The sequence below is a fragment of the Microcystis sp. CS-574 genome, assembly GCF_028329095.1.
GTDB classification, from domain to species: domain Bacteria; phylum Cyanobacteriota; class Cyanobacteriia; order Cyanobacteriales; family Microcystaceae; genus Microcystis; species Microcystis ichthyoblabe_A.
The window spans coordinates 1-24,849 of sequence record NZ_JAQMSY010000172.1 but is presented as its reverse complement, the minus strand read 5'-3'; the positions used below and the strand labels follow the sequence as shown (position 1 = coordinate 24,849).

21 protein-coding genes and 4 pseudogenes are annotated in these 24,849 nt (G+C 41.6%); 12 read left to right on the top strand and 13 right to left on the bottom strand.

Translation table 11 applies throughout. From position 1 onward, the window contains the following. Positions 1–217: 217 nt before the first annotated feature. Positions 218–503: pseudogene (locus tag PN470_RS13890) on the bottom strand (arginase family protein); the annotation flags it as partial. A 399-nt stretch (positions 504–902) separates the two neighbouring features. Between PN470_RS13890 and PN470_RS13885 the strand changes: the two are divergent. The 5 genes and pseudogenes from PN470_RS13885 to PN470_RS13865 all read left to right on the top strand — a co-directional run bounded on the left by PN470_RS13885 (position 903) and on the right by PN470_RS13865 (position 2,884). Further along, positions 903–1,235: a hypothetical protein gene (locus PN470_RS13885; protein ID WP_002750232.1), complete on the top strand. Its 333-nt coding sequence runs from the start codon at positions 903–905 to the stop codon at positions 1,233–1,235. A 71-nt stretch (positions 1,236–1,306) separates the two neighbouring features. Then, positions 1,307–1,747, top strand: coding sequence for a PIN domain-containing protein (locus tag PN470_RS13880; protein WP_259679044.1), 441 nt, complete (start codon positions 1,307–1,309; stop codon positions 1,745–1,747). Further along, a complete protein-coding gene (locus PN470_RS13875; RefSeq protein ID WP_002750230.1) occupies positions 1,744–1,941 on the top strand; it encodes a hypothetical protein in 198 nt (65 codons plus the stop codon). Before PN470_RS13880 ends, PN470_RS13875 begins: the two co-directional genes overlap by 4 nt. Before the next feature lie 442 nt (positions 1,942–2,383). Continuing rightward, on the top strand, positions 2,384–2,611 hold the full coding sequence (locus PN470_RS13870) for a hypothetical protein (protein WP_002735396.1): 228 nt from the start codon (positions 2,384–2,386) through the stop codon (positions 2,609–2,611). Continuing rightward, positions 2,608–2,884: pseudogene (locus PN470_RS13865) on the top strand (ParE family toxin-like protein). The gene PN470_RS13870 and the pseudogene PN470_RS13865 overlap by 4 nt, the downstream one beginning before the upstream one ends. Here the strand turns inward: PN470_RS13865 and PN470_RS22375 are convergent. After that, positions 2,805–2,989, bottom strand: a pseudogene (locus PN470_RS22375) (hypothetical protein). The pseudogenes PN470_RS13865 and PN470_RS22375 sit on opposite strands and share 80 nt — an antisense overlap. Positions 2,990–3,218: 229 nt before the next feature. Here PN470_RS22375 and PN470_RS13860 point away from each other — a divergent pair. From PN470_RS13860 to PN470_RS13850, 3 genes are read left to right on the top strand one after another with little or no spacing between them, the layout of a single operon-like run. Continuing rightward, the gene (locus tag PN470_RS13860; RefSeq protein WP_069473759.1) at positions 3,219–3,884 is read left to right on the top strand and encodes a hypothetical protein; all 666 of its coding nucleotides are present in this window, start codon (positions 3,219–3,221) and stop codon (positions 3,882–3,884) included. Next, on the top strand, positions 3,874–4,047 hold the full coding sequence (locus PN470_RS13855; RefSeq protein WP_002750224.1) for a DUF4160 domain-containing protein: 174 nt from the start codon (positions 3,874–3,876) through the stop codon (positions 4,045–4,047). The genes PN470_RS13860 and PN470_RS13855 overlap by 11 nt, the downstream gene beginning before the upstream one ends. Continuing rightward, positions 4,007–4,270, top strand: coding sequence for a DUF2442 domain-containing protein (locus PN470_RS13850; protein ID WP_002750222.1), 264 nt, complete (start codon positions 4,007–4,009; stop codon positions 4,268–4,270). The genes PN470_RS13855 and PN470_RS13850 overlap by 41 nt, the downstream gene beginning before the upstream one ends. 399 nt (positions 4,271–4,669) lie before the next feature. Here the strand turns inward: PN470_RS13850 and PN470_RS13845 are convergent, their stop codons facing one another. The 8 genes and pseudogenes from PN470_RS13845 to PN470_RS13810 all read right to left on the bottom strand — a co-directional run bounded on the left by PN470_RS13845 (position 4,670) and on the right by PN470_RS13810 (position 16,989). Next, the gene (locus PN470_RS13845; protein WP_272104698.1) at positions 4,670–5,260 is read right to left on the bottom strand and encodes a HEAT repeat domain-containing protein; all 591 of its coding nucleotides are present in this window, start codon (positions 5,258–5,260) and stop codon (positions 4,670–4,672) included. A gap of 1 nt (position 5,261) precedes the next feature. Continuing rightward, positions 5,262–5,771 (bottom strand): HEAT repeat domain-containing protein, encoded by a 510-nt coding sequence (locus PN470_RS13840; protein WP_272104697.1) that lies wholly within the window; start codon positions 5,769–5,771, stop codon positions 5,262–5,264. A gap of 1 nt (position 5,772) precedes the next feature. Next, positions 5,773–9,201: pseudogene (locus PN470_RS13835) on the bottom strand (HEAT repeat domain-containing protein). A 113-nt stretch (positions 9,202–9,314) separates the two neighbouring features. Continuing rightward, a complete protein-coding gene (locus tag PN470_RS13830; protein WP_271937134.1) occupies positions 9,315–10,049 on the bottom strand; it encodes a M15 family metallopeptidase in 735 nt (244 codons plus the stop codon). 31 nt (positions 10,050–10,080) lie between these two features. After that, the gene (locus PN470_RS13825; protein WP_272104696.1) at positions 10,081–11,472 is read right to left on the bottom strand and encodes an NAD-dependent malic enzyme; all 1,392 of its coding nucleotides are present in this window, start codon (positions 11,470–11,472) and stop codon (positions 10,081–10,083) included. A gap of 363 nt (positions 11,473–11,835) precedes the next feature. Then, the gene (locus PN470_RS13820) at positions 11,836–14,016 is read right to left on the bottom strand and encodes an O-linked N-acetylglucosamine transferase, SPINDLY family protein (protein WP_272104695.1); all 2,181 of its coding nucleotides are present in this window, start codon (positions 14,014–14,016) and stop codon (positions 11,836–11,838) included. Between the two features lie 17 nt (positions 14,017–14,033). Further along, on the bottom strand, positions 14,034–16,184 hold the full coding sequence (locus PN470_RS13815; RefSeq protein ID WP_272104694.1) for an O-linked N-acetylglucosamine transferase, SPINDLY family protein: 2,151 nt from the start codon (positions 16,182–16,184) through the stop codon (positions 14,034–14,036). 313 nt (positions 16,185–16,497) lie between these two features. Next, positions 16,498–16,989 carry a c-type cytochrome gene (locus tag PN470_RS13810; RefSeq protein ID WP_002790853.1) on the bottom strand — a complete coding sequence of 164 codons (492 nt, stop codon included), beginning with the start codon at positions 16,987–16,989 and terminating at the stop codon, positions 16,498–16,500. Positions 16,990–17,017: 28 nt separating this feature from the next. Here PN470_RS13810 and PN470_RS13805 point away from each other — a divergent pair, with 28 nt between their 5' ends. Next, positions 17,018–18,079, top strand: a complete 1,062-nt coding sequence (locus tag PN470_RS13805) for a mechanosensitive ion channel family protein (RefSeq protein WP_272104693.1) — start codon at positions 17,018–17,020, stop codon at positions 18,077–18,079. Between the two features lie 43 nt (positions 18,080–18,122). On the opposite strand, the gene PN470_RS13800 is transcribed toward PN470_RS13805, so the two are convergent. The 3 genes from PN470_RS13800 to PN470_RS13790 all read right to left on the bottom strand — a co-directional run bounded on the left by PN470_RS13800 (position 18,123) and on the right by PN470_RS13790 (position 19,964). Continuing rightward, positions 18,123–18,803 (bottom strand): GerMN domain-containing protein, encoded by a 681-nt coding sequence (locus PN470_RS13800; RefSeq protein ID WP_002736116.1) that lies wholly within the window; start codon positions 18,801–18,803, stop codon positions 18,123–18,125. A 95-nt stretch (positions 18,804–18,898) separates the two neighbouring features. Next, positions 18,899–19,714 (bottom strand): LmeA family phospholipid-binding protein, encoded by an 816-nt coding sequence (locus PN470_RS13795; protein ID WP_002744047.1) that lies wholly within the window; start codon positions 19,712–19,714, stop codon positions 18,899–18,901. 7 nt (positions 19,715–19,721) lie between these two features. Beyond that, positions 19,722–19,964 carry a hypothetical protein gene (locus PN470_RS13790; protein WP_002754017.1) on the bottom strand — a complete coding sequence of 81 codons (243 nt, stop codon included), beginning with the start codon at positions 19,962–19,964 and terminating at the stop codon, positions 19,722–19,724. Between the two features lie 121 nt (positions 19,965–20,085). Between PN470_RS13790 and PN470_RS13785 the strand changes: the two genes are divergently transcribed. From PN470_RS13785 to PN470_RS13775, 3 genes are all read left to right on the top strand, one after another. Then, on the top strand, positions 20,086–22,050 hold the full coding sequence (locus tag PN470_RS13785; protein WP_272104692.1) for a flavin-dependent dehydrogenase: 1,965 nt from the start codon (positions 20,086–20,088) through the stop codon (positions 22,048–22,050). 274 nt (positions 22,051–22,324) lie between these two features. After that, positions 22,325–22,498, top strand: coding sequence for a hypothetical protein (locus PN470_RS13780; RefSeq protein ID WP_002774196.1), 174 nt, complete (start codon positions 22,325–22,327; stop codon positions 22,496–22,498). A 546-nt stretch (positions 22,499–23,044) separates the two neighbouring features. Then, on the top strand, positions 23,045–24,439 hold the full coding sequence (locus tag PN470_RS13775; protein ID WP_272104691.1) for a DUF2252 domain-containing protein: 1,395 nt from the start codon (positions 23,045–23,047) through the stop codon (positions 24,437–24,439). The last annotated feature ends 410 nt before the right edge of the window (positions 24,440–24,849 follow it).

The window sequence follows — 24,849 nt, the reverse complement described above, 5'->3', positions numbered from 1 at the left end:
TAAATATTGGAAGAAAGGTAGTCGGAGAGGCCGCCTTTAGCGGGAATCCGATAGAGAGGTTCGTAGTTAACCCAGTACGGGTCAAAGCGTACAAAGCTAATTCTAGATGCAATATTTGCCTACAGAATTAGTAACTATTAGATAAAGTCTCTCCAGGAGAAGTGATTGAAGTTGCAGGCTCCTGAAAGTTGTGTTGGCGAAAGCAGCATAACTCCGCATCCCTGAGGATATCTCGAGCCCAAATCACGGGAATCTGCTGTTTCTTCTCGACAAATAGCCCGAATTCCCACGGGTAAAGTCGGTAAACCCATTTCTAACACCCGACGCATCACACAGGCGTGGTTATGGTGGGAGCCTTCGTACTCAAAACTCATATCGCCATGGGCATCAATTTGAACCACGGTAAAAGGTTCCGATTAAGCTTGCTGGTAATCTTGTACTACTCTTGTGGTGATAGCCTGTTCACCCCCGACGGCGACGACAAATTTATCATCGGCAATTATTGGTTTCCTGCGGGCGATAATCTGGAAATATAGCCATCAGTTGGGCTGCTTCATATTGCTGTAACAAAAAACAATTATCCCCCGATAGCGATCGCTAAAGGTCGAATAATTATCAATTTTTGTCAAGAGGTGCGGTCAGATCTAAGAATCATCGCTAGAAAGAATGAGCCTAATTGTCAGGAATTTAGTTAAACAAGGTTTTTGGCAATATACTAATCTGGCTAACAAGCTTTTGGGCGTGATATAGGGAAAAGTTCTGGCGATAGTTGACCCATATCGTTACTCTGGAGATTGTTATACAGAAAGTTGACCTATAATATGTGGTTAGGCGTTTGAACACCCTCCACTCTCTCTTTTGTCCGAAATCATGAATTGAACAAATTTACTGGGGACTTAAGCATGACTACATCTGAAAGCGCCCGCTATCTTATGGCAAGAACGAACTTAGCATTTGAGCATCCTGAACTTGCAGCCTCTCTAGGGGATGCTGCCAAATGTTGGTCTTGTAAAATTGGGCTAAACGTAGGCTTGGGCGCAGTCATTGCTGCTGCAATTGCGGCGGCAGTTGCTACTGGCGGACTTGCCCTTATTCCAGAAGTTGCTGTGATTGCTGCGGCTACTGGTCTTTCAGAGGCAGTAGTGGTGGAAATTTTATCAAGTGTTGTTGGTGGAACAGCAGCTGTAGAGCTTATGATTGAAGAACTCTGTAAAGCTATGGGGGCATATAATTAGAGAGATCCCCTATATAATGGTAATTCTATGGGGTAAAACTTTTGGCTTGAGGGGTGTGGCAATTTTGTATTATGAGGATTTATTTTGATATGTGCAGCTTGCAACGCCCACTTGATACCAAGACGCAAATTCGAGTTGCTGTTGAAGCTGAGGCTATTCTCAATGTCATCTCATTGTGGGAAGCTGGGCAATTTGAGTTAGTTTCTTCACAAGCCTTAATGTTTGAAGCTGAACAAATTACGCCTTCTCCAAGAAAAGCATATATTTTAGAAGCGTTATCGAAGGCAGACTTATTTCTCCAACCAAATAAGCAAATCGAAGAACAAGCGCAAGTGTTTGTCAACTCAGGTATCAAACCACTTGATGCATTGCATTTAGCTTTTTCGGTTGAGGCAGAAGCAAATTATTTCTGTACATGCGACGATAGATTTTTGAGACGGGCTAAAGAAGTTGATACTTTGCAGACCAAAGTTGTTTCTCCTCTTGAACTGATTACGGAGCTATCGCAATGAGCAGTCAAACAAAATCCCTGAGCGAAATTACGCAGCAAGCAATTCAAGTCCTATCTAAAGAAATTGGCATTGCCAGTACAGTACGTTTTCTAAATCAGTTTTCAACTGGGTATGGCAACTATACAGAAGAACGCGAAAGTCTATTCAAAGACTTAACACTAGATGAGATTTTGAAGCGTATGCAAGACACCTAACAATTCAAATTCAGCGGAAGGTCAGGAGATATTGGTGCTGAGTTAGACGTCCTCTGCCGCCGCTTATCTTAGCCGTTATACTGAATCGGTTTTTAATAGCATGATTAACTCCCAATCCCACTTGAAAAACCCGCTCCCTTCTCCACACTGCTGTAACAAAAAACAATTATCCCCCGATAGCGATCGCTAAAGGTCGAATAATTATCAATTTTTGTCAAGAGGTGCGGTCATATCTAAGAATCATCGCTAGAATAAGCCTAATTGTCAGGAATTTAGTTAAACAGGGTTTTTGGCAAGATGCTAATCTGGCTAACAAGCTTTTGGGCTTGATATAGGGAAAAGTTCTGGCGATAGTTGACCAATATCGTTACTCTGGAGATTGTTATGCAGAAAGTTGACCTATAATATCTAGTTATATTTTCAAGAGAAGAGAAGAGAAAAAATGTTATCAACACTTCTAAGTAAAGCCGTACAAAAAGCTCAAGAACTGCCAGAAGCAATTCAAGACGAACTGGCAGAGCAGTTTATTGAAGACATCGAAAATGAAATCCAATGGCAAGAAACATTATCTAAACCCCAAGACAGCTTAATTCTCAAAGAACTTGCTCAGAAAGCTATTGCGGATTCAGAAAACGGACAGACTGAAGAAATGGGATTTGATCAGCTATGAAGTCGGAACTAAATCCAGATTTCGTCGGCTTATTTCAACAGCTACCAGAAAGAGTGAAAAGAACAGCCAGAAAAAATTACAAGTTATGGAAAGATAACCCAAGTCATCCAAGCTTAGAATTTAAGGAGGTCAATCAAGAAGACCAGATCTGGTCAATCAGAGTCGGTATAGGTTGGAGAGCGCAAGGGAAGAATCAAGAGTAAGAATGTAATTGTTTGGTTTTGGATAGGCTCTCACCCAGAGTATGACGGCTCTCCCAGGTTTGGTGGGTAAAATGTATTCTAAGATACATTTCTCAAGAGCGAGGGGGTGGAACGAACCACAAAGACACAAAGGACACAAAGATCGATCGATCATATAGTAAGTTAAACTTATCACACAGAACCTAGAAGAGCCGTATGACCAATTGTTAAAGAAGTTGTGAACCAAGAAACCTAACAAATCACCGCACCCGAAATAATAGTGAAATTTTGTGACAAAGTGCAGTCATATCTAAGAATCTTTGCTATGATTCCGGAAAGCTTCTGTGATAAGTTTCCTTAAAGGAGATTGTTTGCAGTAAGCTAATCTGGCTAACACGCTCTTGGGGTTAATATAGGGAGCTAGTATGAGTAATACTGAGACAACTGCTTATTTGGATAGGCTTTTGAAATTGTATGAGGAAAAACTTCATCGTTTTCGACTGTCGTTAGCTCTACTATTAGTCGGCACACTTGTTTTCTTCTTCCTAATTTTCTTTCCATACATAACTCTTTTGGGCAACCAAGAAGCTTGTCGAGAAAATCCTCAATGTACTAAACCTGAAAAATCTAAACTAGAAGATCGCTTATCAGAAATTACAACTAGCTGGGGCAAAGTACCAATATCAACTGCTGAAGTGACTGCTCTTTTTCCAGTAGGGGTTGCTTGTGGCTTTGTTGTTGTGACAGCACAGTTACAAGGATTAACACGTCTGCGTCGAGCAATTACTCAACAATTAAAAGCTTCCAGTAATTACATAGATGTTACTTTAATTGCTCCTCTTCTGATTGACCCTAAAAGTGGTTGGGTAGATCGGATGGCAGGAGTAACAATACTATTATTTCCCTTTTGTGTCTTTATATACTCAAGCGTAAAAATATTAACTCGCCTTGAAGTACTTAAAAATAAGCTCCCTTATATTCAAGCTGCAAGATTTTATTATTTGATTTATTTTCTAAGTGCATTTACAGCTATTTATACCTTAGTAAGGTTATCTTTTCTTTTCCCGGGAAGAAACAAGAATGCACGTTAATGTTCATTGTGCAGAAGGAGAAGCTAAATTTTGGCTGGAACCACAAATTGAATTAGCTCGTAATCATAACCTATCTCGAAAACAACTTCAAGCGATAGAAACTATTATTGAGGAACGACAAAATGAACTTAGAAATGCTTGGACAAAACACTTCTCAAGCTGAAGTAACTCATATTTCTTCCCATGGAATATGGATTCTGGCAAACGATGAAGAAATGTTTCTTTCCTATCAAGATTTTCCTTGGTTTGAAGATGTCCCTATTAGACAAATTTTAAATATACAAGAGCCTTTTCCTAATCATTTTTATTGGCCAGATTTAGATGTAGATTTAAGCAAAGAAATTATTAAAAATCCTGAGAGATTTCCTTTAAAAGCTAAAGCCTAGTGCGATGCCAAAGGCACTGCGTAGCAGTACGCCGATCTTGTAGGGTGCGTTCCCTAATGCAAGTCCTACTGCTCCACTGATCGATTTTTGGGGAACACACCATGCACATTGATTGAAACTGGGCGTTGCAGAATCAAGGTATGAATGCCAACTGTGCATCGTATCCAAAAGTTAGTTTGGATCTAGGTTTTAAAAATCCCACAAGAGAAGATTCATATCTCAAATCAGCAACGCCATGCAACGCCTTTTAACCTTCGATTCTAATTTTTTCTTTTATCGAATTAACGATTCCCAAGCATTTGAGGTGATCGATCTATACAATTGATAGATTTAAATCATGTTGATCATGGAATAATTCCGATTTAATCGTTTCTAACTAATAAGATTGAGATGCTTTGTTTAATCACTTAAACTGGCAGTTTCTAGCCATTTTTTACCCATTTCAATGGGAATACCGAGGGGAGGACAGAGAATTTTAATTAATTCAATTCCTCCCGGGATTAAAATGCTTCTTAGACGAGAATTTTTCTTGATTTCTGCGTCAACTTGTGCGACAAAAGTTTGTTTTTCAACTTCGGTATTAGTGGGATAAGTTTGGGTAAGTTGGCTGATAAGTTGTTGGATTTCTTGGGCGGCTTCGGCTAAATTTTGGGGTGTGGCGTAATTATGTTGAACTGCTTTTTGATCTCCTTGCACCGTATCGGCAAAGTTAGCAATATTTGCTCCACGAAGGTCATATTTAGGAGTTTCTGACATAGGATTAAAAGATTGAAGATTACTGATGATAATTATAGCATCCATAATGGCAAAACTGACATTAAGATCGGCTTCAATTTCTAGGGCTTGGCATAGAGTGGGAATGGCTTTTTCGGTGGCAAGTTTAGCTAAGGATTGAGCGGCTTTAATCCGAATACTTGGATTCTTGTCTGTGAATAGTCTTTTGGCAAGAGTTCTGATAACTAAATCGAGGGATTCTGTACTCAATTTCATATCAGTTTACTGCATAACGAGAGCCAATTTTACCGAGGGCATCAACAGCACTGAAACGAACGCTATCATCTTCATCGTAACAAACATTTACTAGATAAGGAATAACATCTTCTAGTCCAATTTCACCTAAAGCAATTGTGGCTGTGACACGAACTTTTACTTCCGTATCTTGTAGGGATTGAATGAGATAGGATATTGCTTTTTCACCACCAATTTTTCCGAGAGATTCCGCCGTGATTATCCGAATATCGGGATTAGTATCAGATAAGCAGGAAGCTAGATAAGGAATTGCGGATTCATTGCCAATTTCTCCTAAAGCTCGAATCAGATTTAGGCGAACATTAAGATCATTTTCTCCTATTAAATGGGATACTAAGGTGTCGGCAAGGCTGCTATTGCCAATTTTGCCCAAAGCTTCGGCAGCTTTAGCGCGGATCTGGGGGAGAGAATCGTTGAGTTTATTCAATAAAGTATTGATGGCGATTTGGGTGTTATTAAGTTGCTGAACCATGTTATTTTTCCTCTGGGTTATTGTTATTAGGTTGCTGGGGATAATTCTGTTGGCTTCCTTGCACATTATGAGCTAAATTGCCAATAGTAGCTCCTCTGAAATCATAGGTAATAGATGATAGGGATGCGTTTTTTTCAGAAGAAGCAGGAATATTTTGACCATCCTCTGCAAGTTTAGTTTCTACTGCTTCAATCATAGCTGCAAATTCCGATTGGCCGTGTAAGTTGATATCGAGAGTCTTCATATCTTTAAGAATGTCGGTTAGGGAGGCGATGCGGTGGCGGATTTCGGTGTATAAATTGAGGTCATCGGTAATGCCTTGCAGATTGGCTAAACCGCCTGAGTGCATGGCATTTTCTAATTCTTGAATACGTCCTTCCCAATGTCGGATATATTGTAATCTTTCGATGGCTTTATGAATTCTTCTGGCATCTGGTAAAATAATCGGGAATATTCTTTTATAAAAGTCACCATTTCTGGCAATTTCTACTAATTCAAACATACAGTTTTCTGATTTTAAGTATCTATCGCTGATGACGACGACGACACATTTCCCCTGTCCAATTTGCTGCATAAAGTTTTTGATGGAGTCTTTATAGCTGGTGTGGGTTTTATCCCGAATAATCTCAATTCCTTTAGCGGCAAAAGCTTCGACGAGTTGATTAGCCATTTCCTTGCTGTCTTCCTGCCAGTTATAGGAGATGTAAACTTGTTGATTCATGGGTTGGGAGAGGGGGTGATAGTATTTAAGTTTGTTTTGAATTATGTCTAGTGCTTCTCTAGCTAGAGAGAGAGTATTGCCATTATTTAATGTGACAAAATCAGGATTTTTTAGGCATTTGATAAGTTCAGTCATCGCCGCTTCTGAGCCAATCTTACCCAAAGCCTCGGCTGCGTTCTTACGAACATCTTTATTAGAGTCTTCTAAAGCCTTGAGTAACCCCGCAATGGCTGTTTCTGAGCCAATTTCACCCAAAGCGAAGGCTGCGTTCCTACGAACCAACTCATCAGAGTCTTCTAAAGCCTTGAGTAACCCCGCAATGGCTGTTTCTGAGCCAATTTTACCCAAAGCGAAGGCTGCGTTGCTACGAACATACTCATTAGAGTCTTTTAAAGCCTTGAGTAACCCCGCAATGGCTGTTTCTGAGCCAATTTTACCCAAAGCCTCGGCTGCGTTCCAACGAACAGCACTATTAGAGTCTTTTAAAGCCCTGAGTAACTCCGGAATGGCTGTTTCTGAACCAATCTTACCCAAAGCCTCGGCTGCATTCCAACGAACAGCACTATTAGAGTCTTTTAAAGCCTTGAGTAACCCCGGAATGGCTGTTTCTGAGCTAATCTTACCCAAAGCCTCGGCTGCGTTCCAACGAACAAACCTATCAGAGTCTTCTAAAGCCTTGAGTAACCCCGGAATGGCTGTTTCTGAGCTAATCTTACCCAAAGCCTCGGCTGCCTTCCAACGAACATACCCATCAGAGTCTTCTAAAGCCTTGAGTAACACCGGAATTCCTTCTTCTGAGCCAATCTTACCCAAAGCGAAGGCTGCACTCCTACGAGCATTCCTATCAGAGTTTTCTAAAGCCTTGAGTGACCGAGGAATTGCTGTTTCTGAGCCAATTTTACCCAAAGCGAAGGCTGCCTTCCCACGAACATCTTTATCAGAGTGTTCTAAAACCTTGAATAACCCCGCAATGGCTGTTTCTGAGCCAATTTTACACAAAGCCACGACTGCGTTGCTACGAACATCTTTATCAGAGTCTTCTAAAGCCTTGAGTAACCCCGGAATAGTTGTTTCTGTGCCAATCTTACCCAAAGCCTCGACTGCCTTCCAACGAACAGAAAAATAAGAGTCTTTTAAAGCCTTGAGTAATCCCGCAATGGCTGTTTCTGTGCCAATCTTACCCAAAGCCTCGACTGCGTTCCCACGAACATCCTCATCAGAGTCTTTTAAAGCCTTGAGTAACTCATTAACAACTTGATTAGACTTTGTTAATCCCAATAACTCCACCTTAAACCGTTTCGGCACATCCAACCCAAGCACTAACCCCACTGTCTGCTTTTGAAACTTAAAGTTGACTTCTCCTGCTAACCTCGCTCCTAATTTTAAATCAATCTCTAACCCTAACTTAACCACCCGTTTTGCTTGGGTTTCATTATCCAATAACCCCAACAGCAACGCCATAGGTTCCGTCCATTTGAGATAATTCAAATAGTCCCACTGTAACTGCTCATCACTGAGATGGGGTAACTTTTTCTTTAATTCCTCAGCCGTGTAATATTCTTGAATCAGTTGATGGCGAAAAGCAATTTTATCATTACCTTCTAGGTGAATTAGATGATATTTCAATAAATCTTCTAGCCATTCCAAAGCAGTATTATCAGGATAAGAAATTTTGCCCTGTAAAAACTCTATTAATATCTCCTATGCTTGATTCTTAGAAATAGATAACTTTATCTCCGTTGGGTTTTCACCAGTTGTCATCGTCCACGCCAAATGTTGCAGTAGTCGATTTTGCCAGAGATGCAAATCCTCTGAAATTTTAACTCCTTTGCGTATGTCAATTTTTTTTGTAAAATCTCGGAAAACTAAGCCCAAATTAGCAGGAATTTTGTTCTGATTATCATCAAAAACTGAACAAAGCATCCACAAAAGCAGGGGGGTTTCTCCCAATTCCTTGAGACGATTTCCCAACTGTTTAAGCATTTCTTCGCCTTTTTCAGGCAAATAGGCCTTGACAAAATCTTCCATCTGTCGTCCAGTCAGGGGGAGCATTTCCAGCTTTTTTTCAATATCTAAGTCGTCGCTGCCTAAATCCCTTGTGGTGAAAATCATCGAAATTTCTGCATACTGCTGGCGAAAGTTTTTTAAATTCTGTCGTGCAGTATCTGAGGGCAATTCATTGATACCATCAAATAATAATAATGGTCTAAAATTCTGATTTTCTAACAGCCAACTTTCTAGGGTATTACTATCAATAATTAATTTATGGCGTTTCAGGAATTGTAAAATTAAATCAAGAATTGAGGTTTCATACAAGCGTAATTCGATGAGAATGGGAATTTGAATGATTTTAGCCTGATTTTGTTGATTTAGGCGCAAGCTTTGCGCCCCTACGGATTCTTCTAATAATAATCTGGCTAAAGCGGTCGATTTTCCTGAACCGGGACGACCTTTTAAAAGAACGTGATTAGTTGCATACTTGCGTAAACCATCTAAAACCGTGAATCTTTCGGGTTTTTCTGGTCTTTCTGCTCTTTCTTGCGGGTTTTCTCGTTCTTTTTCAATCGTCTGCACCTGCAAATCCATTAAAGGTGCAGTTTTCGACGGGCGTGTTTTTCCCTCTACGTCCGTGAGGGTGTAAAATGTCTCCCACTGGGCGTACTTTTCCGAGTCCGAGATTGATTTGAGATAGGGAGTCCAGTCAATCATTGATGCTGTCTGTTAGTTCGAGAAGGAACCCCGATTAAACTTTCTAATATTTTAATTGTAGGCTAAGAAGATTTGTTCATGACTTACAAGATAGAATCGGAGTAGAGGTTATCTTATTTTTGTTTTCCTAATTGTTGGGCCTTATAAAAAGTTTCTAAACTGTGACTATCCCCGACAAAACGCCAGTGCCAGGGTTCATAATTAATACCCTGGGGATTATTTTCAGGGAAAGATAACTCGAAACTATACTGGGCAGCGTTATTTTGCAACCAACGAAAAGCGGCAGTATTAGCAAAACTGCTACTTAAATTCGTTGCGGGAGCGTGACCATCGCCAATATCGATCGCATAACCGGTATGATGTTCGCTGTAACCCGGAGGTGCGCTCACTTCTGCTCGTTTGCGGGTTTGCTGATTGCGTTGTTTTTTAACTTCAAAAAAGAGCTTTTCTTGGGTTGCTTTCGATCGAAATGCGGAAATCGGCATTAAAATCACCCCCGACCTTCTCGCGTCACTCTGCATCTGGATAAAAGCCTTGGCTGCTGCCTTCCTTAAACGCATAGCACCATCCCCAGTAATAGGGGCTAATTCCGTCTCCGGGGCCTCTTGATAGGGTAAATGACCTAGAATGTTCTCAATGGGGCTAGGAGTGGCTTTAATCAGGGGGGAGGGGTTAATAACCGGTTTTTTTACGGTAGCAGGGGGACGATTCAAGACTGCTATGGCAATTAGGCCAGTTCCCACTAGAGCAAGTAAACCGCTTACGATCGCTATTAGACCATTAGGATTAGTAGTTTTTGTGTACTGGTTGTCCCGCAAAGCTTCGGGAATATCATCGATCGGTTTCACGGTTTACTTGCCCTCCTGCACCATAATTACATTATTCCCCGGCCACTCCATCTTGACGAGCAGCGTGTTGAACGGCGGCGGCCACAGCCGTAACTACACGACCATCAAAAACCGAGGGAATAATATTCTCTCGATTGAGATTAGCAGGAGTGATCAGAGAAGCGATCGCTTTGGCCGCTTCCAGATACATATTATCGGTGATTGCCCTAGCGCGACAGTCCAAGGCCCCGCGAAATAATCCGGGGAAAGCGAGAACATTATTAATCTGATTGGGATAATCGCTGCGTCCGGTAGCCACCACGGCCACCAAATCATTGATTAATTCCGGTTGAATTTCGGGAATCGGATTAGCCATGGCAAAGACGATCGCATTTTTAGCCATTCCCTTAACCATTTCGGGAGTCAATACCCCCGGTGCGCTCACCCCCAAGAAGACATCAGCACCTTTGAGAGCATCCCCTAGCTTACCACTGGCAGCCACGGCCCAAGCTTGTTTTTCTGGGGTTAAATCGTCCCGGTTTTGGGAGAGGATACCAAGGGAATCACAGAGGATTATATCTGTGGCTCCTGCGGTTTTAAAGAGAGTAGCGATGGCGATTCCGGCCGCACCTGCACCATTAATGACGATTTTGACTGTATCAAGCGATTTTTTGACAAATTTGAGGGCATTAATCAGGGCAGCCAGGGAAACGATCGCTGTACCGTGTTGATCATCGTGGAAAACGGGAATATTTAATTCCGCTCGCAGACGTTTCTCGATTTCAAAACAGCGTGGAGCGCCGATATCCTCTAGGTTAATACCCCCAAAAACCGGAGCGATTCTTTTGACGGTTGCGATGATTTCTTCGGGATCCTGGGTGGCTAAACAGATGGGAAAAGCATCAATTCCGGCGAATTCCTTGAATAACATCGCTTTCCCTTCCATGACTGGCAAGGCAGCCTCTGGCCCGAGATTTCCTAATCCTAATACCGCGCTACCATCGGTCACTACAGCGACGGTGTTGCCCTTGATGGTCAATGAGTACACCAGTTCGGGGTCGTGGGCGATAGCGGTGCAGATGCGACCAACTCCGGGGGTGTAGGCCATGGCCAGGTCATCTTGGGAGGTGAGGGGAATACGACTCTCAATGGAGATTTTACCCCGACGATGGAGATCGAAGGTGCGATCGGAAACTTTGAGCAGTTTAACATCCGGTAGAGCTTTAACCGCAGCGATAATCTGTTCCGCTTGGTCGGTACTAGCGGCATCAACCATCACCTCGCGGGTGCTAATCTTTAAATTGCGTTCGATTAGAGAAATTTGCCCTAAATTCCCCCCCACATCGGCGATCGCATTGAGGACAGAAGCGAAGGTTCCCGCTTGATTGGGGATTTCTATCTTGAGACTTAAACTATAGCTAGGATTGGGCGTTAAATGAACCATGCTGAAGGCTTCCAATACTGATAAATATTGATTATCTTCTATCTGTGAGGGACTTTGGTATCTAATCGTGCAGTTTCTTTAGCTATTATGATATCTGTGGTCATAATACCAGTGGGAGCGAGTGAGTCAAACCATGGCAGTTATCTTAATGATGAGGGACAAAGTTCTCCTTTTGGGGAGTCAGTCCTCGGCTCTCTTATTCTTTGTGTGATCGGTTTAACTTAATATAGGAGCGTTCAATCTTTGTGTCCTTTGTGTCTTTGTGGTTCGTTGCACGCGCTCGCCAGCAGGACTGTATCTTAGAATACATTTTACCCACCAAACCTAAGAGAGTCGGTCCTCGGTCGGCGATGGCAAATTAGGTTAGACTTCATCTTGATGAGAAAGGCTGTAAATATTCCACATTTGTTGATAAGCAGTTTCTAAATCTCTGGTAAATTGTTTGGCATTCCAGAGGGGAGATGTGTGACGAGATTGACGTAATTGATAACGGACTTCTTCCCGCAAATTTTTATCCAATCCTAGCTTAATTCCCCACTGCACATATTCCTCCTCACTCCAAGCTATACCCTGACTAATGCCAGCATTTTTCATAAAAGTATAGCTATTACGGGCTGCAAATTGTTCACCAACCCTAGTGACTAAAGGAATCCCCATCCAGAGGGTTTCTAGGGTTGTGGTAGCACCACTATAGGGATAGGTATCGAGAACTATATCAGCAATTCCTAGATTAGCGCGATGGGTTTCCTCATGCAAATCATTGGGCAAAAATCTTAATCTATCTTGACTAATTCCCAATTCGTCAGCACTTTTGAGAAATAATTCTCGAATGGTTTCTTTGTCGGCAAAACCTTTGATTAAAAGATAGCTATTAGGAACCTGTTGAAGAATCTGCAATTGCAGATAAATCATGTTTAAGGTGCGTTTTAATCCCGATTGCACGGTCAGATAAATAATAGCGTCATCGGGAATATTTAAATCAGTTCTTCTCCTAGTGGGAACACCCACTTCAAAACCATCTACAGATAAATAAGAGTTAGGAAGTCGGATGATTTTTTCTGAATAAATTTCTTCAGCATTTTCGGGTAAAACGTAGTTATCGGCAATAAAATAATCAATCGCAGGGATTCCCGACGCATCTAATCCTAACCAAGTTACTTGTATCGGTGCGGGTTTTAAGGCCATTACTAGATAAGTTGTATTATTGGTTAAGCTATCAATATCCACTAAAATATCTAAGTTATCTTGACGAATTTGGGCAGTTATTTGTTCAATTTTTGCTGGCAAGTTATAGCTATAATCTGAGTTATTTATAAACCATTTTTCAGTAATTTCGTCCGCTGCTTGGTTGACAAAATAGGTGTAAATTTCAAATTTATCTCGATTATGATAGTGAAATAACCAGCGACTTAACCAACCCACAGAATGACGACGGAGAGTATGGGCAATATAACCAATTTTTATTTTTCTTGCTGGAGATTTTGGAGAAGAAACAGGAGCAATATAGTTATAGCGGGTTCTTACATCTGCTTGAAAAATTTCTGCTAGTTTACTTTGTAAATAGCGATTGATTTTCGGATTATCTTGATAGTAGGGAAGACAGATAGTAACTCCTAAAATAGAGTCAATAATAAAAGGACGTGCATTAAATTGTTTAGCATTAATTTGTCCCTCGATTAGTTGTATTAATTCATCGATAAATTTAGGTAAATTTCCCCAGTCTCCCTTAGCTTGTAAAATACCAATCACCAGAGAAATTCCCAAGAGCTTTTCAGTGGTTGTCTGGCAACTTTTATAAAAATTATCAGCAATTTCTAGAGATTTTTTATAGTCAACAGTGGTGGTTTTATAAAGATTAAACAAACTATTTTGTAGGTATAAATCCTCTGGGAGAAAGCGCAAACAAAGCTCTACCAAATTAATAGCAAATACACTTTGCTTTTGTTGATAAGCATAATTGACAATTGCTGATATAACTTTGGTTGCAATTATTTCTGGATTATTGATATGTAAGGCTGCTAATTCTAAAAAGTGGATGGTATCAGTACAGGGGTAGATTAAAACTTTTTCCGTCACTCGCAGCAGTAAATCAAGATTAATTGCTGCTGTAGCTGTATTCTCTAACAGTTCAAATACACACCAATCATGGCACTTTTCCATCGCAAAAATTTGGAATTGTATTTCTAATTCCATCAGATGCAGGAGATTGTTTAAAAAACTAGGATTAAGATTTTGTAGATGCAATCGAATTAGATAACTTGTCTCTAGTCTTTGGGAATTGTCTTGTCTGGTTGCCTCTGCATCTAAGATTTGAGTTAAAGTTTCTATCCACCCCGATAATTCTGATTCAGCTGCTTGACTCAACACCAGTAACCAAGTAGCTTGTGCGTCTTCTTCTCTATCTTGCAAAAGATAGGATAATCCTAGATACCAATAATGACTAATTTCTAGGGTTTCTCTTTCTATCAGTTCTTCGTAAAACTGACTAACAATATCGTATTGATTGTTTTCTAAAGCGGTTTTAACTTCGTTTTGCCAAGACATGATTTAATTCTCCCTGATTAACTTTCACAATAGATTTGCCACATTTGACGATAGGCGCTTTCCATATCTTTAGTAAACTGACGTGCATTCCAAATCGGGGAAGTTTTTCTAGATTCATCTAATTTAGCGATAACTTTGCGTCTCAGGTTTTCATCCTTACCTAACTTAATCCCCCAGTCGATATACTCCTCATCACTCCAAGCGATACCCTCACTAATTCCCGCATTAACCATTAAAGTATAACTATTTCTCGATGACCATTGTTGACCAACTTTTGTAACTAAAGGAATCCCCATCCACAGCACATCTAAAGTCGTCATTCCTCCCGTAAAGGGATAGGTATCTAAAACCACATCAGCTATCCTTAAATTTGCTCGATAAATTCCTGTGGGATAGAGGGGTAAGATTTTTAATCTCTCATAATTAATTCCTTCTTCCTCGGCAATTTTGAAAAATAATTTTTCCACTGATTTAGCATCACTTAACCCTTGAATACTCAAATAACTATTAGGAACTGCCTTTAAAACTTGTAGCTGAAGTCGAATAATTTCAGGGTTACGTTTAACCCCCGTTTGTACGGTTAAGTAATTAATTGCATCCCCTGGAATCCCTAAATCATCCCTTCGGAGAGAGGGGTAAGCAACCTCGACACCATCCACACAAATATAGGAATTAGGTAAGCGCCAAATTTTTTCTTGGTAATATTCCTGTGCATCTGCTGGTAAAACGTAATTATCAGCAAGATAGTAATCAATTGCGGGAATTCCTGACGCATCAAAACCTAACCAAGTCACTTGTATTGGTGCGGGTTTAAGTGCCATAACTTGGCAAGTTGCGTTATTAGTGATACTGTCTAAATCTACCAAAACATCAATGTTATCTTGACTAATTTTTTCAGCAATCATTTGAGGATTAATCGGTAAGTGATAGCAAGCATTTACCTGATTTTTAAAATCATTTTGAGTGATCATATCTTCTTTTTGAGATACTAGGTATAAAGAGACATGAAACTCATTATAGTCATGATACTTCATTAACCATCTAGAGATTAATCCGATAGAATGATTATATAAAGTATGGGCAATATAGCCAATTTTCAGAACTTTATTGGTATCCTTAATAGTCGATTTTCGCAAAGAATGACAGTTAGAATTATTGCGAACATATTCCTGAAAAAGTTGACCAACACAATTACTAATATAACGGTTTTTCCTTGGGTTATCTTCTAGGTAAACTAGAGGGGATAAAATTGTTAGGTATGGTGCATCCAATAATCTGGGACATTCTTGATTAGTGATACTTTTTTGCAAGGATTCTGTATATTTTTCAGTATCTGCCTTAATATCGACCCAATCACCACTAAATAATTTGACATAAAGAGCAATATAATCAGCTACAACTTGAGAAGGAAACCCTTGACAACTTGTTTTTAATTGATTAGCTACTTGGATAGCAGCGGCAAAATCTCGATTATCAAAATAACATTGATAAAGTGCAGCTAACAGATAAATTTGCTCTGGTTCTACTGCTAAACAAGTATTAATAATATCAATAGCCAATGGTTTATTATTAATGGCTAGAGAAGGTACTTTAGCTTCTACTATTTTGATAAAAGTTTGTCGCTGATAGTTAGATTGAAATATTGACTCTAAGTAAGGGACGGTTTCTGGTATCTGAGAATCGATAAATTTTTCTAAAACTTCTGCTAATAAACTTAACTCTAGACTCTGGAAATTATTTGTTTTTAACACATCAACAAATAACCAAGCTTTTAACTGCTCTTTCTCGAAATAGTTCAAATTAATTGCTAATAAAATAAACCGCAGTAAATTATCAACATTATCGGGAATAATCTCGCGAATATGTCCTCGAATTAACCAACTGGTTTCTAAATTGCCTAACTCTAATTGTCTGCGTGCTTCCCCATCCAAAATATTGACTAAATCTACTGTCCACAGCATCACCTCCTGTTCATCTCCTTGAGTGAAGACAAATAACCAAGTAGCTTGTGCTTCTTCTTCCCGAGCTTCCAAAAGATAGGCTAATCCTAAATACCAATAATGACTAATTTCTAAGGGTTCTCTTTCTATCAGTTCTTCGTAAAACTGACTAACTTGCCAGAAATCCCCTTGCATAATTGCAGGTTCAACTTGGAAATGCCAAGACATAAGTATTTATCGTTAAGTGTCTCTACTAGCGTACCCAAATAGAAGCAAAATTTTTCTATATAAGTAAAATTTATCAGTTTCTCAGGGGTTGGGTTTTGGGGTGGTCACTGCGTGTGCGTTGCGGGGGGTGTTGGGGTTTTAGTTGAAATTCCCCATTCCCTCACCTCTCCATTCCCCACCTGTCACTCTCCACCCAGTTTCAACGAGTCCTAGCTTACCATCAACGTCAGCCAAGAGTAAATCCCGATGAAAAAGTTTTCACCCCCACAGATGAAAGAGGTTTCCTTCCCTACACCCCACACCCTCTTTCAAGTCAGTTTTTTGAAAGCTTTTCTAAATAAACCAATAAATCGGCCATAGCTTGAGGATCGGGCTGAAATTTGGGCATTGGCGGGGTTTTACCACTAATTACCTGTTCAATCAGACTAATTCTCGATTTGCGATGGGAAACCTCCTCTAAACTTGGTCCGACGATGCCATCAGCAAACTGACCGTGACAAGCAGCACAGTTAATTTGAAAGATTTCGTAACCGCGACTCACATTACCTTGTCGGGATAACACCTCCTTAATGTAGGGATCCGACATCTTAGCCAGATGAAAAGCGATTAAAAAGGTGCTAATCAGCAACAAACCCACGATTATAACCATTAAGAATCGATAAAGCCCGAATTTTGGTTTAACTAACTGACTATTCACGAAGGCCGCCGAAGGAAAGATGAGTTTCTCTTTACATTTTGCAACTTTTTGCCCGAAAATTCCACCGCCGCTGCTAGAGATAGGCAAATGGAGAATAATATAAGACAAAACTGCATCTTTTTCTAACCCTCTAGCAATGAACCTATTAACCAGACTGGAAGATTGGCCCTATATTATCCTACCTATCACCATCCTCCTCAGTTTCCTGCTATTGGGATGGCTCGTAGAAAAGCGCGTTGTCAGTCAACTTTTATCGATTGCCAGAGAAAAAAACCTGCGTTTCTCGGAAGGGGTTTTACGTTCCCTTCGTGGATTAAGCATACTTTGGTTCGGACTTTTGGGTTTAAATATTGCCCTCTCCCTTCCCAATCTTCCCCTCTTTCCCTACCTGATTCTCCTGAGCCAAAAATTGCTGCTAGTGGCTTTTTTAGCTTCGGCTACTTGGGCTATTGCTCAATTATCCGTGGAAATATTACGATTTTATACCACGGGAGATGATGGTATTTCTTCCCTAACTTCCCTATTTGAATTTCTCGCCAAAGTTCTGATTTTTAGCTGCGGTTTTTTGCTGATTTTAAGCTCGATTGGCATTTCGATAACTCCGATGCTTACTGCCTTTGGTATTGGGGGTGTTTCCCTCGGTTTAGCTCTCCAAAATACCCTAGCTAATTTAATGTCAGGGATTAATATTATCACTTCTAAAAAAGTTAGACCGGGAGATTATATTGAACTGAAAACGGGAGAAGCTGGTTATGTGCGAGATGTGGATTTAAGATGCACAGTCATCGAAGAAATTACCAATAATATTTTGGTCATTCCCAATGCTCAGATCATTTCTTCTAGTTTCCGTAACTATAGTTTACCAGATCACTCCCTACTGATTCCCGTGGAAGTGGGCATTAGTTACGATAGTGACTTAGAAAAAGTCGAAAAAGTTACCCTAGAAGTCATGCAAGAAATCGCTCAGTTATTGCAACCTCACCTCGGTAACTATCAACCCTTGATCCTTTACCGCAAATTCGATTACTATAGCATTGTGCTAACAGTTTATCTCAAGGTGGTAGAAGAAGAATTTTTTCAACATCTCACCATTAAACACGAATTTATTAAACTCCTACACCGACGCTATCAGCAAGAAGGAATTAAAATTCCCTATCCAATTCTTTTTCCCTATCCCCCCAGTAATCCCCCTAGTTAACCTCAATTCGCTATCGCAACAACAATTTAAATGCGCGGACAACTTACAACTGGTAATTCTCCTCAAAAAACTTACGAGTCATCGGTTGGGCAACTTCAATACCGTGGCCTTCTCCTAATAATTCTAGGGGTTTTCCTTCCACTTGAATCCAGACTTTGGCATTGGGATCCTCGGTAGTAGTAGTATAGATGATTTGTGCCAAACGACCGATTAACATATCAGGGCCATCATCATTGCCAAACTCGCGCGAGAGATTAATCTTAATTCCGGTTTTATCTACTTTTAAATCAAGTAATTTAGTCCCGGAAGGAATAGTAGTCATATCCTGAGGATTACTTGGACCAGCTAATAGAATCTTCAATACTGCTATTAACTCTCGGTCGTCACTATCTGCTTTTTGAACGGTAATTTCTTGGCTGACTAATTGATTACCCGTATCGGTCACTTTTAACCAATAAACCTGTCGAGTTTCCCTAACAGGAATAGCTGCAGGAGTTACTGTCGGACTTGTCTTCACCGGACCCGGAGAAACCGGTTCAAAAATTGGCGATTGACTTATCGGCACCGGACTGGGAGATTCAATCGGGTTTTCGCTGGTTTTCTGGGGGGAAGATAGGTGATGGACGGCAAACCAAGCAGTGGCCCCACCAGCAGTAAATAAAGCGAGGCCGATACCAATTATCCAAGGTAAAGAGATTTTATCACTAGAGCGAGAACTAGGCATAATTCAGTTATCAGTTATCAGTTATCAGTTATCAGTCGAACGCTTTTATTCTCCCCACTTCCCACTTCCCATCTCATCTTTTCCGACCGTTAAATTTAATTGGGGTTCCCCGATCGAGGTTCAATTCTGCCAAAGGCGGCTATACTCAGCTTATCATCGTCGATCTGTAATTGGAGAAGGCGGGCGATAATTCCTTGTTTCTCGAAGTTTTTTAAATCTAACTGGGTGGATATACCCTCGGCAAACCCCTTGAGAAGGCGCGAGGAGATGCGACGACCATTAAGAGTGGCTGTGGGGTCAATAAGCTCGATTTTTCGCCCCTGCACTAGCTTAAATCCCACTTCTAAGCTCAGATTGAGGGTGGCTGCTGGTTCGTCCGGCCTTTGGGTCTCTAGCTGCAGGCTGAGAGCGACTCGATTATTATTAAGAAAGTTAAAATTTGCTTGACTAAGTTGATATTTTGTGCTACCAAATTCTTCCCTAGAGGGAATCAGATTATTAATCAGGGTCTGAATTTGTTCTTTGACCGCTGCCGATTGTAAAGCTTGATTAAGATTAGTTTCCGTGAGGACAAGATGCAATGCTCCCGCAGCCGGTCGGCGCAGTGCGGCGGCTAAACTGCTGTTTTTTTGCTGTAATCGCCGCAAATCGAGGCTAATTGGCTCAGTTTCTAGCTCGATCTTCTCAATGCGAACACCAGCAAGGGGATAAATTCCCCGTGCAGAAATGCGAACTCGATCGATTTTGCCTTGCAGAACCTGATAATTGGGAGTATTATCGACCCTCACGGCCAATTGTTCCACTTTTTGGACTTGGGAGCGAAGGGTATGGGCTAAAACCGTATCAATAATTGCCCCTGCGGGAGTTAACAGGGTCAAAACACTAGCGAGAGTGATTGTTAGCCATTCCATCGCTCAATTACACCCATCCAGCTAAATTTTGCCAAGCATTAGTGAAAAGCTGACTTAACCAACGTCGTTGCACTTGATCTAAAATCGGGTCTTCTGCGAGAATTTCTTCAGTCAGATCATCGAGAGATTGACCCTGAGCGTGGGCCATTCTAATAATTCCCGCAATCACGGCAGCGATCATCTCCTCATCGACGGGACGCTGTCGGAGGGCGGCAATTTCTTCGGGGGTGTTCGGGATGGGATAATTCATAATCAGATGGGGTAGGCTGTGTATTAATCTAGGTATGTAAAGTTTTTTAAACTTTTTTCAGAAAACTTTCTGTGTAGTCTAGCGTAATCAGACGATTTTTGGGTTTAACAGCTAAATCAAGATGAGAGAAATACTTTACAGAGAAATTCCGACTCCTGACTCGATCGCCGTTTGTCACTGGTTACAATCCGATTGGCAACCCAGAAGCGGTGTCAAGACAAATACACCTAACGGGGTGAGATTGCGCTTATCGGAGGCGATCGAATTGTCGATTTTTGTCTGGACGCTGCAACGGACTACTTATTTAAAAGTTTTCCGCTGGGGTGAGCGATCGCATGATCAAGAAACATCCCTGACTCGGCAGCTCGATCGAGCTTTACAAAAGCGTTTTCCGCCGCAGTATAACACGATACCAAATATCGATCAAAAAAATCACTCAATTTTTACAGCTTTAGAAGCGGACTATCCCCTAACGGTTCACTACTTCCGCAAAATGCCCCAAGGAGAGGCGGATTTAGAACGTTTGTATTGGTGGGAAAAACGTTGGCGCGACAGTGCCAAAAATCCCCAACAACCGCAGCCAGTAATTTTCTCTAGCAGTGAGGAAAATGATCATCCCATCACCTACGACTTAATTTATATTGGTGGTGCCTTGGGGGCAATTCATGCGGCACAGATGGCCAAATTAGGTTATCGAGTCCTCCTAGTAGAAAGACTGCCTTTCGGACGGATGAATCGGGAATGGAATATCTCTCGATCGGAGTTTCAAAGTTTAATTAATTTAGGTCTATTTACGGCCGAAGAATTCGAGAAATTAATCTTCCAAGAATACATCGATGGCTTTAATAAGTTTTTTGATGGCAATAATCCCCCCCATCTGAAGGCGGAGATTCTCCATACTCCCACGGTTTTAAATATCGCCATTAATTCCGATCAATTGCTGCAATCCTGCGGTAAAAAATTACAGGATCATGGCGGTAAAATTCTCGATCAAACCGAATTTATCAAAGCTGATATTACCGCCAATAGTGTTACTGTCACCCTTAATCATGGTGGGGAAATTCAACAGATAAAAGGCCGTTTATTGATTGATGCTATGGGTTCTGCTTCCCCCATCGCTTGGCAATTAAACGGAGTGCGTGCCTTTGATAGTGTCTGTCCGACGGTGGGGGCAGTAGTAGAAGGATTCGATCCGGTGGTGTGGGATTCTCACTATGGCGATGTCTTAAATTCTCATGGCGATATTTCTAAAGGCAGACAACTAATTTGGGAATTATTTCCGGGGGAAGGAAAAGAATTAACCTTCTATCTATTTCACTATCATCAAGTCCATCCCGATAACCCCGGGTCTCTGTTAGAAATGTACGAAGATTTCTTTACTATTCTGCCCGAATATCGACAGTGTGATCCAGAAAAATTAACTTGGAAAAAACCCACCTTTGGTTATATCCCGGGGCATTTTAGCGCAGGAAAAAAAGATAGAGTTGTCTCCTTTAATCGCATTTTAGCCATCGGTGATGCCGCCTCCCTGCAATCACCGTTAATCTTTACTGGATTCGGTTCTTTGGTGCGTAATTTAGAGCGCTTAACCCATCTTTTGGATATGGCCTTGAAACACGATTTACTAACAGCTAAAGACCTAGAAAATGTGCGAGCTTATCAAAGTAATGTGGCGGTAACTTGGTTATTTTCTAAAGGAATGATGGTTCCCACGGGAAAAACTTTACCACCCCAAAGAATTAACGCCATGTTAAACACATTTTTCGGTTTATTGGCCGACGAACCGCCGGAGGTTTCTGAAACCTTTATTAAGGATAAAACCGATTGGTTAACCTTTAGCCGTTTAGCAATTAAAGCGGCCAGAAAAAACCCAGCTTTACTGTTATGGATAGCAGAAATGGCCGGCAGTCAGGATTTAATACGTTGGTTGGGTTCCTATCTCGATTTTAGCCTTGATGGAGTCAAAAATCTGTTTTTTGGTTCCTGGTTTCCCCAATGGTTAAAAAACTCCCAAAGCTGGCTAGAAAAAGACAATCCCCGCCTCTGGTTAAAGTTATTGAGTTTTAATTATGGCTTAAGAAATTAGAGAATATTTATCAATTGACGCTCCCATCAACCTAGGCGCGTTACAAGTCAAAGTAGATGAATTGTTTAAGAAGTTAACCCCCCCAGAGGGTTGCTTCTCTAACAAAATTTCCCCTAATCCTTACTGAATACAATTTAATTTGGTATGACTAAGACTTGGGCGAATAAATTTCTCGGTTCTAGAAAAAACCGGGTTAAACCAGCGAAAAATTATTCCTACCGGCAGTTGATCCGGTGGCGAGATTTTCGAGACATTTTCGATGACAGGAGAAGATATGACGATGGTTACTTTCGCCATGGCACGGATGAAGCAAGATTTAGATCAGCAATTAAAAAAAGGAGACCTATCCGAGAATATCTCGACCGAACGTATTTATCCAACCCTAGAGAAAGCGATCGAGGCGTTTCATCATCGTAACTCACCCCAATCATCCGAGCCTCAATATTGACACTTTCACCGCTCATTCCTAGACAATCTAGGGGTAAATTCTCGGTTGACAGACTTAAACTAATACTACCAAATCATTACCCAAAAAAATAAACAGAAAACTTCCTACAGAACTGGGGCAAGGGGAAAATTTTCACCTTTAACCCGGAATAGTCCCCCCTTTTCCCGACAAAAGAGCGAGATTTTAGCCCCTGGCCGAAGGCTGAACATTAGATAAAATTTTGTTAAGATTATCCCGCCAGCAATTTTTGAGCAAGATATAATCGAAACAGTAGAGCTGCCATTGGGCTAAAAGTGAAGCAAATTTAAGAGATAGCCATTTCAGAAAAAAATCTATCATTGATGAGGTTGATCTTTCCCAGATAAGAAACGAGTGAAGATTAATTGTTGAACCGAGCATCAGAAGCTATCTCTAAGGGGGGAAATGTTAGAAAGTTATCCCAGAAGGGGAACCATCACTATTGACACTTATCTATTTCCTATTGCTTGTATTCATTTAGTCATCTAACAGCAAGGGATGTAATCTCATTCAGGGGAAAAAGTCGCTATGAACCACCAAATAGAAACCCCGATCCGCTCACCCTCTCAAGCTCGATTCCGTTCACGGGAAGAACGCATCCAGATCGGTAAATCCCTGCGGGAGCGATTGCCGCGTTCTAGCCACGCTATCTGGCAACCCCCCGCAGCTGGTCGAGAGCCGATCGAAATCATCGAAGCATCAAATCGGGGGCGATTACAGGAATTGATTCCCATCCGCTACGGACGAATGTTGCGGAGTCCCTTTACCTTCCTGCGCGGTTCCGCTGCCTTGATGGCCTACGATCTGGCCACCACTCCCAAAACCGACATTATCGTGCAGGCCTGCGGGGATTGCCACCTGTTGAACTTCGGATTTTTTGGCACCCCCGAACGCAATTTAGTCTTCGATATTAACGATTTCGACGAAACCCTGCCCGCACCTTGGGAATGGGATCTCAAGCGTCTCGTGGTCAGCTTTGTCATCGCCGGCAGGGATAGCGATCTATCCGATCGAGAATCGAAGGCAGCGGCGATCAATTGCGCTCGTTCCTATCGAGAACACCTGCGGGAATATTCTCGCCTCAGTCCCTTAGAGGTATGGTACACGCGCATAGGAGCAGAACAGGCGATCGAGATGGCTCCCGACGAAAAGACGCGGAAGTTGCGGGAACAGATGATGACAAAGGCCCGCGAGCGCATCATCGAACATCTCTACCCCAAGATCGTCACCCAAAGCGGGGGACGCAATCGCTTTGTCGATCAGCCGCCTATTCTCTACCATGTCAACGAACCGGATTGGGAGACTCTCGTGCGTGAGGGTCTGGAAGACTATCGCCAATCCCTGCCGGAGGAACGCCGAGTCCTGTTTGATCGCTACCGGTTAGAGGACTTTGCCCTGAAAGTGGTAGGCATTGGCAGTGTCGGCACCAGATGTTATATCGCCCTATTTTTCTCGGAAGATAACCATCCCCTCATCCTACAAGTTAAGGAAGCCCGCCCTTCGGTTCTGGAACCCTATACCGCCAAGAGCCAGTACGAAAATCAGGGACAACGGGTAGTTACAGGCCAGAGATTGATGCAATCCTCTAGCGACATATTTTTGGGCTGGACCCGGGGAAGAGGGGGCAACGACTTCTATTTACGGCAACTGCGGGATATGAAGTTTTCCCTACCCATTGAAGGAGTATCGGCCGTCCAACTGCAACGCTACGCCGAGTTCTGCGGCTGGACCTTGGCCCGCGCCCACGCTAAATCTGGAGATGCGGCCACTATTAGCGGTTATTTGGGGAAAGGAGATCAATTCGATCTAGCCCTGGGCGAATTTGCGATCGCTTATGCCGATCAGACAGAACGAGATCACGCCGCTTTGGTGGATGCGGTGAAAACAGGACGGGTGGAGGCTTTGGTAGAAGAAAATTTATAGCATTAAGCTATCAGCCTCTTATTTCTCCTCCTATCGGAGGGCGCAGGTTCCTTGCGCCCCTACAGTAACGGATTTTGTCCACAATGTAGGGGCGAACTGCGTTCGCCCAAAAGGTACATTATCAAACCCACATTCCGCACCCTCAACTGTCACATAAGCTATCCCCCTCCAGAGACTTGAGTAAAAATACTTAGCTGGTGAAGGTTTTCTCGGCACCAGCTAGGGGGGTCTTGAAACCCCTAATTATGAAAAAATAGGGCTCTTCGGGAATTGTTATGCAAATAATTAACTTAAAATAAAATTCGATGAGAGTACCTAAGCTCAAAAGTAGCTGAAATCCATACAGGGAAGGACTTAAGGCACAAACAGGTTAATGCCAAAAGATAGACAATTAAGTTAAGATTTGATAT

Bases quoted from the DNA above. Each gene is read 5' to 3' on its own strand.
- PN470_RS13885 (WP_002750232.1), top strand. From the start codon at position 903: ATGACTACATCTGAAAGCGCCCGCTATCTTATGGCAAGAACGAACTTA.
- PN470_RS13880 (WP_259679044.1), top strand. From the start codon at position 1,307: ATGAGGATTTATTTTGATATGTGCAGCTTGCAACGCCCACTTGATACC.
- PN470_RS13875 (WP_002750230.1), top strand. From the start codon at position 1,744: ATGAGCAGTCAAACAAAATCCCTGAGCGAAATTACGCAGCAAGCAATT.
- PN470_RS13870 (WP_002735396.1), top strand. From the start codon at position 2,384: ATGTTATCAACACTTCTAAGTAAAGCCGTACAAAAAGCTCAAGAACTG.
- PN470_RS13860 (WP_069473759.1), top strand. From the start codon at position 3,219: ATGAGTAATACTGAGACAACTGCTTATTTGGATAGGCTTTTGAAATTG.
- PN470_RS13855 (WP_002750224.1), top strand. From the start codon at position 3,874: ATGCACGTTAATGTTCATTGTGCAGAAGGAGAAGCTAAATTTTGGCTG.
- PN470_RS13850 (WP_002750222.1), top strand. From the start codon at position 4,007: ATGAACTTAGAAATGCTTGGACAAAACACTTCTCAAGCTGAAGTAACT.
- PN470_RS13845 (WP_272104698.1), bottom strand. From the start codon at position 5,260: ATGAAATTGAGTACAGAATCCCTCGATTTAGTTATCAGAACTCTTGCC.
- PN470_RS13840 (WP_272104697.1), bottom strand. From the start codon at position 5,771: ATGGTTCAGCAACTTAATAACACCCAAATCGCCATCAATACTTTATTG.
- PN470_RS13825 (WP_272104696.1), bottom strand. From the start codon at position 11,472: ATGGTTCATTTAACGCCCAATCCTAGCTATAGTTTAAGTCTCAAGATA.
- PN470_RS13820 (WP_272104695.1), bottom strand. From the start codon at position 14,016: ATGTCTTGGCAAAACGAAGTTAAAACCGCTTTAGAAAACAATCAATAC.
- PN470_RS13815 (WP_272104694.1), bottom strand. From the start codon at position 16,184: ATGTCTTGGCATTTCCAAGTTGAACCTGCAATTATGCAAGGGGATTTC.
- PN470_RS13805 (WP_272104693.1), top strand. From the start codon at position 17,018: ATGAACCTATTAACCAGACTGGAAGATTGGCCCTATATTATCCTACCT.
- PN470_RS13800 (WP_002736116.1), bottom strand. From the start codon at position 18,803: ATGCCTAGTTCTCGCTCTAGTGATAAAATCTCTTTACCTTGGATAATT.
- PN470_RS13795 (WP_002744047.1), bottom strand. From the start codon at position 19,714: ATGGAATGGCTAACAATCACTCTCGCTAGTGTTTTGACCCTGTTAACT.
- PN470_RS13790 (WP_002754017.1), bottom strand. From the start codon at position 19,964: ATGAATTATCCCATCCCGAACACCCCCGAAGAAATTGCCGCCCTCCGA.
- PN470_RS13785 (WP_272104692.1), top strand. From the start codon at position 20,086: ATGAGAGAAATACTTTACAGAGAAATTCCGACTCCTGACTCGATCGCC.
- PN470_RS13780 (WP_002774196.1), top strand. From the start codon at position 22,325: ATGACGATGGTTACTTTCGCCATGGCACGGATGAAGCAAGATTTAGAT.
- PN470_RS13775 (WP_272104691.1), top strand. From the start codon at position 23,045: ATGAACCACCAAATAGAAACCCCGATCCGCTCACCCTCTCAAGCTCGA.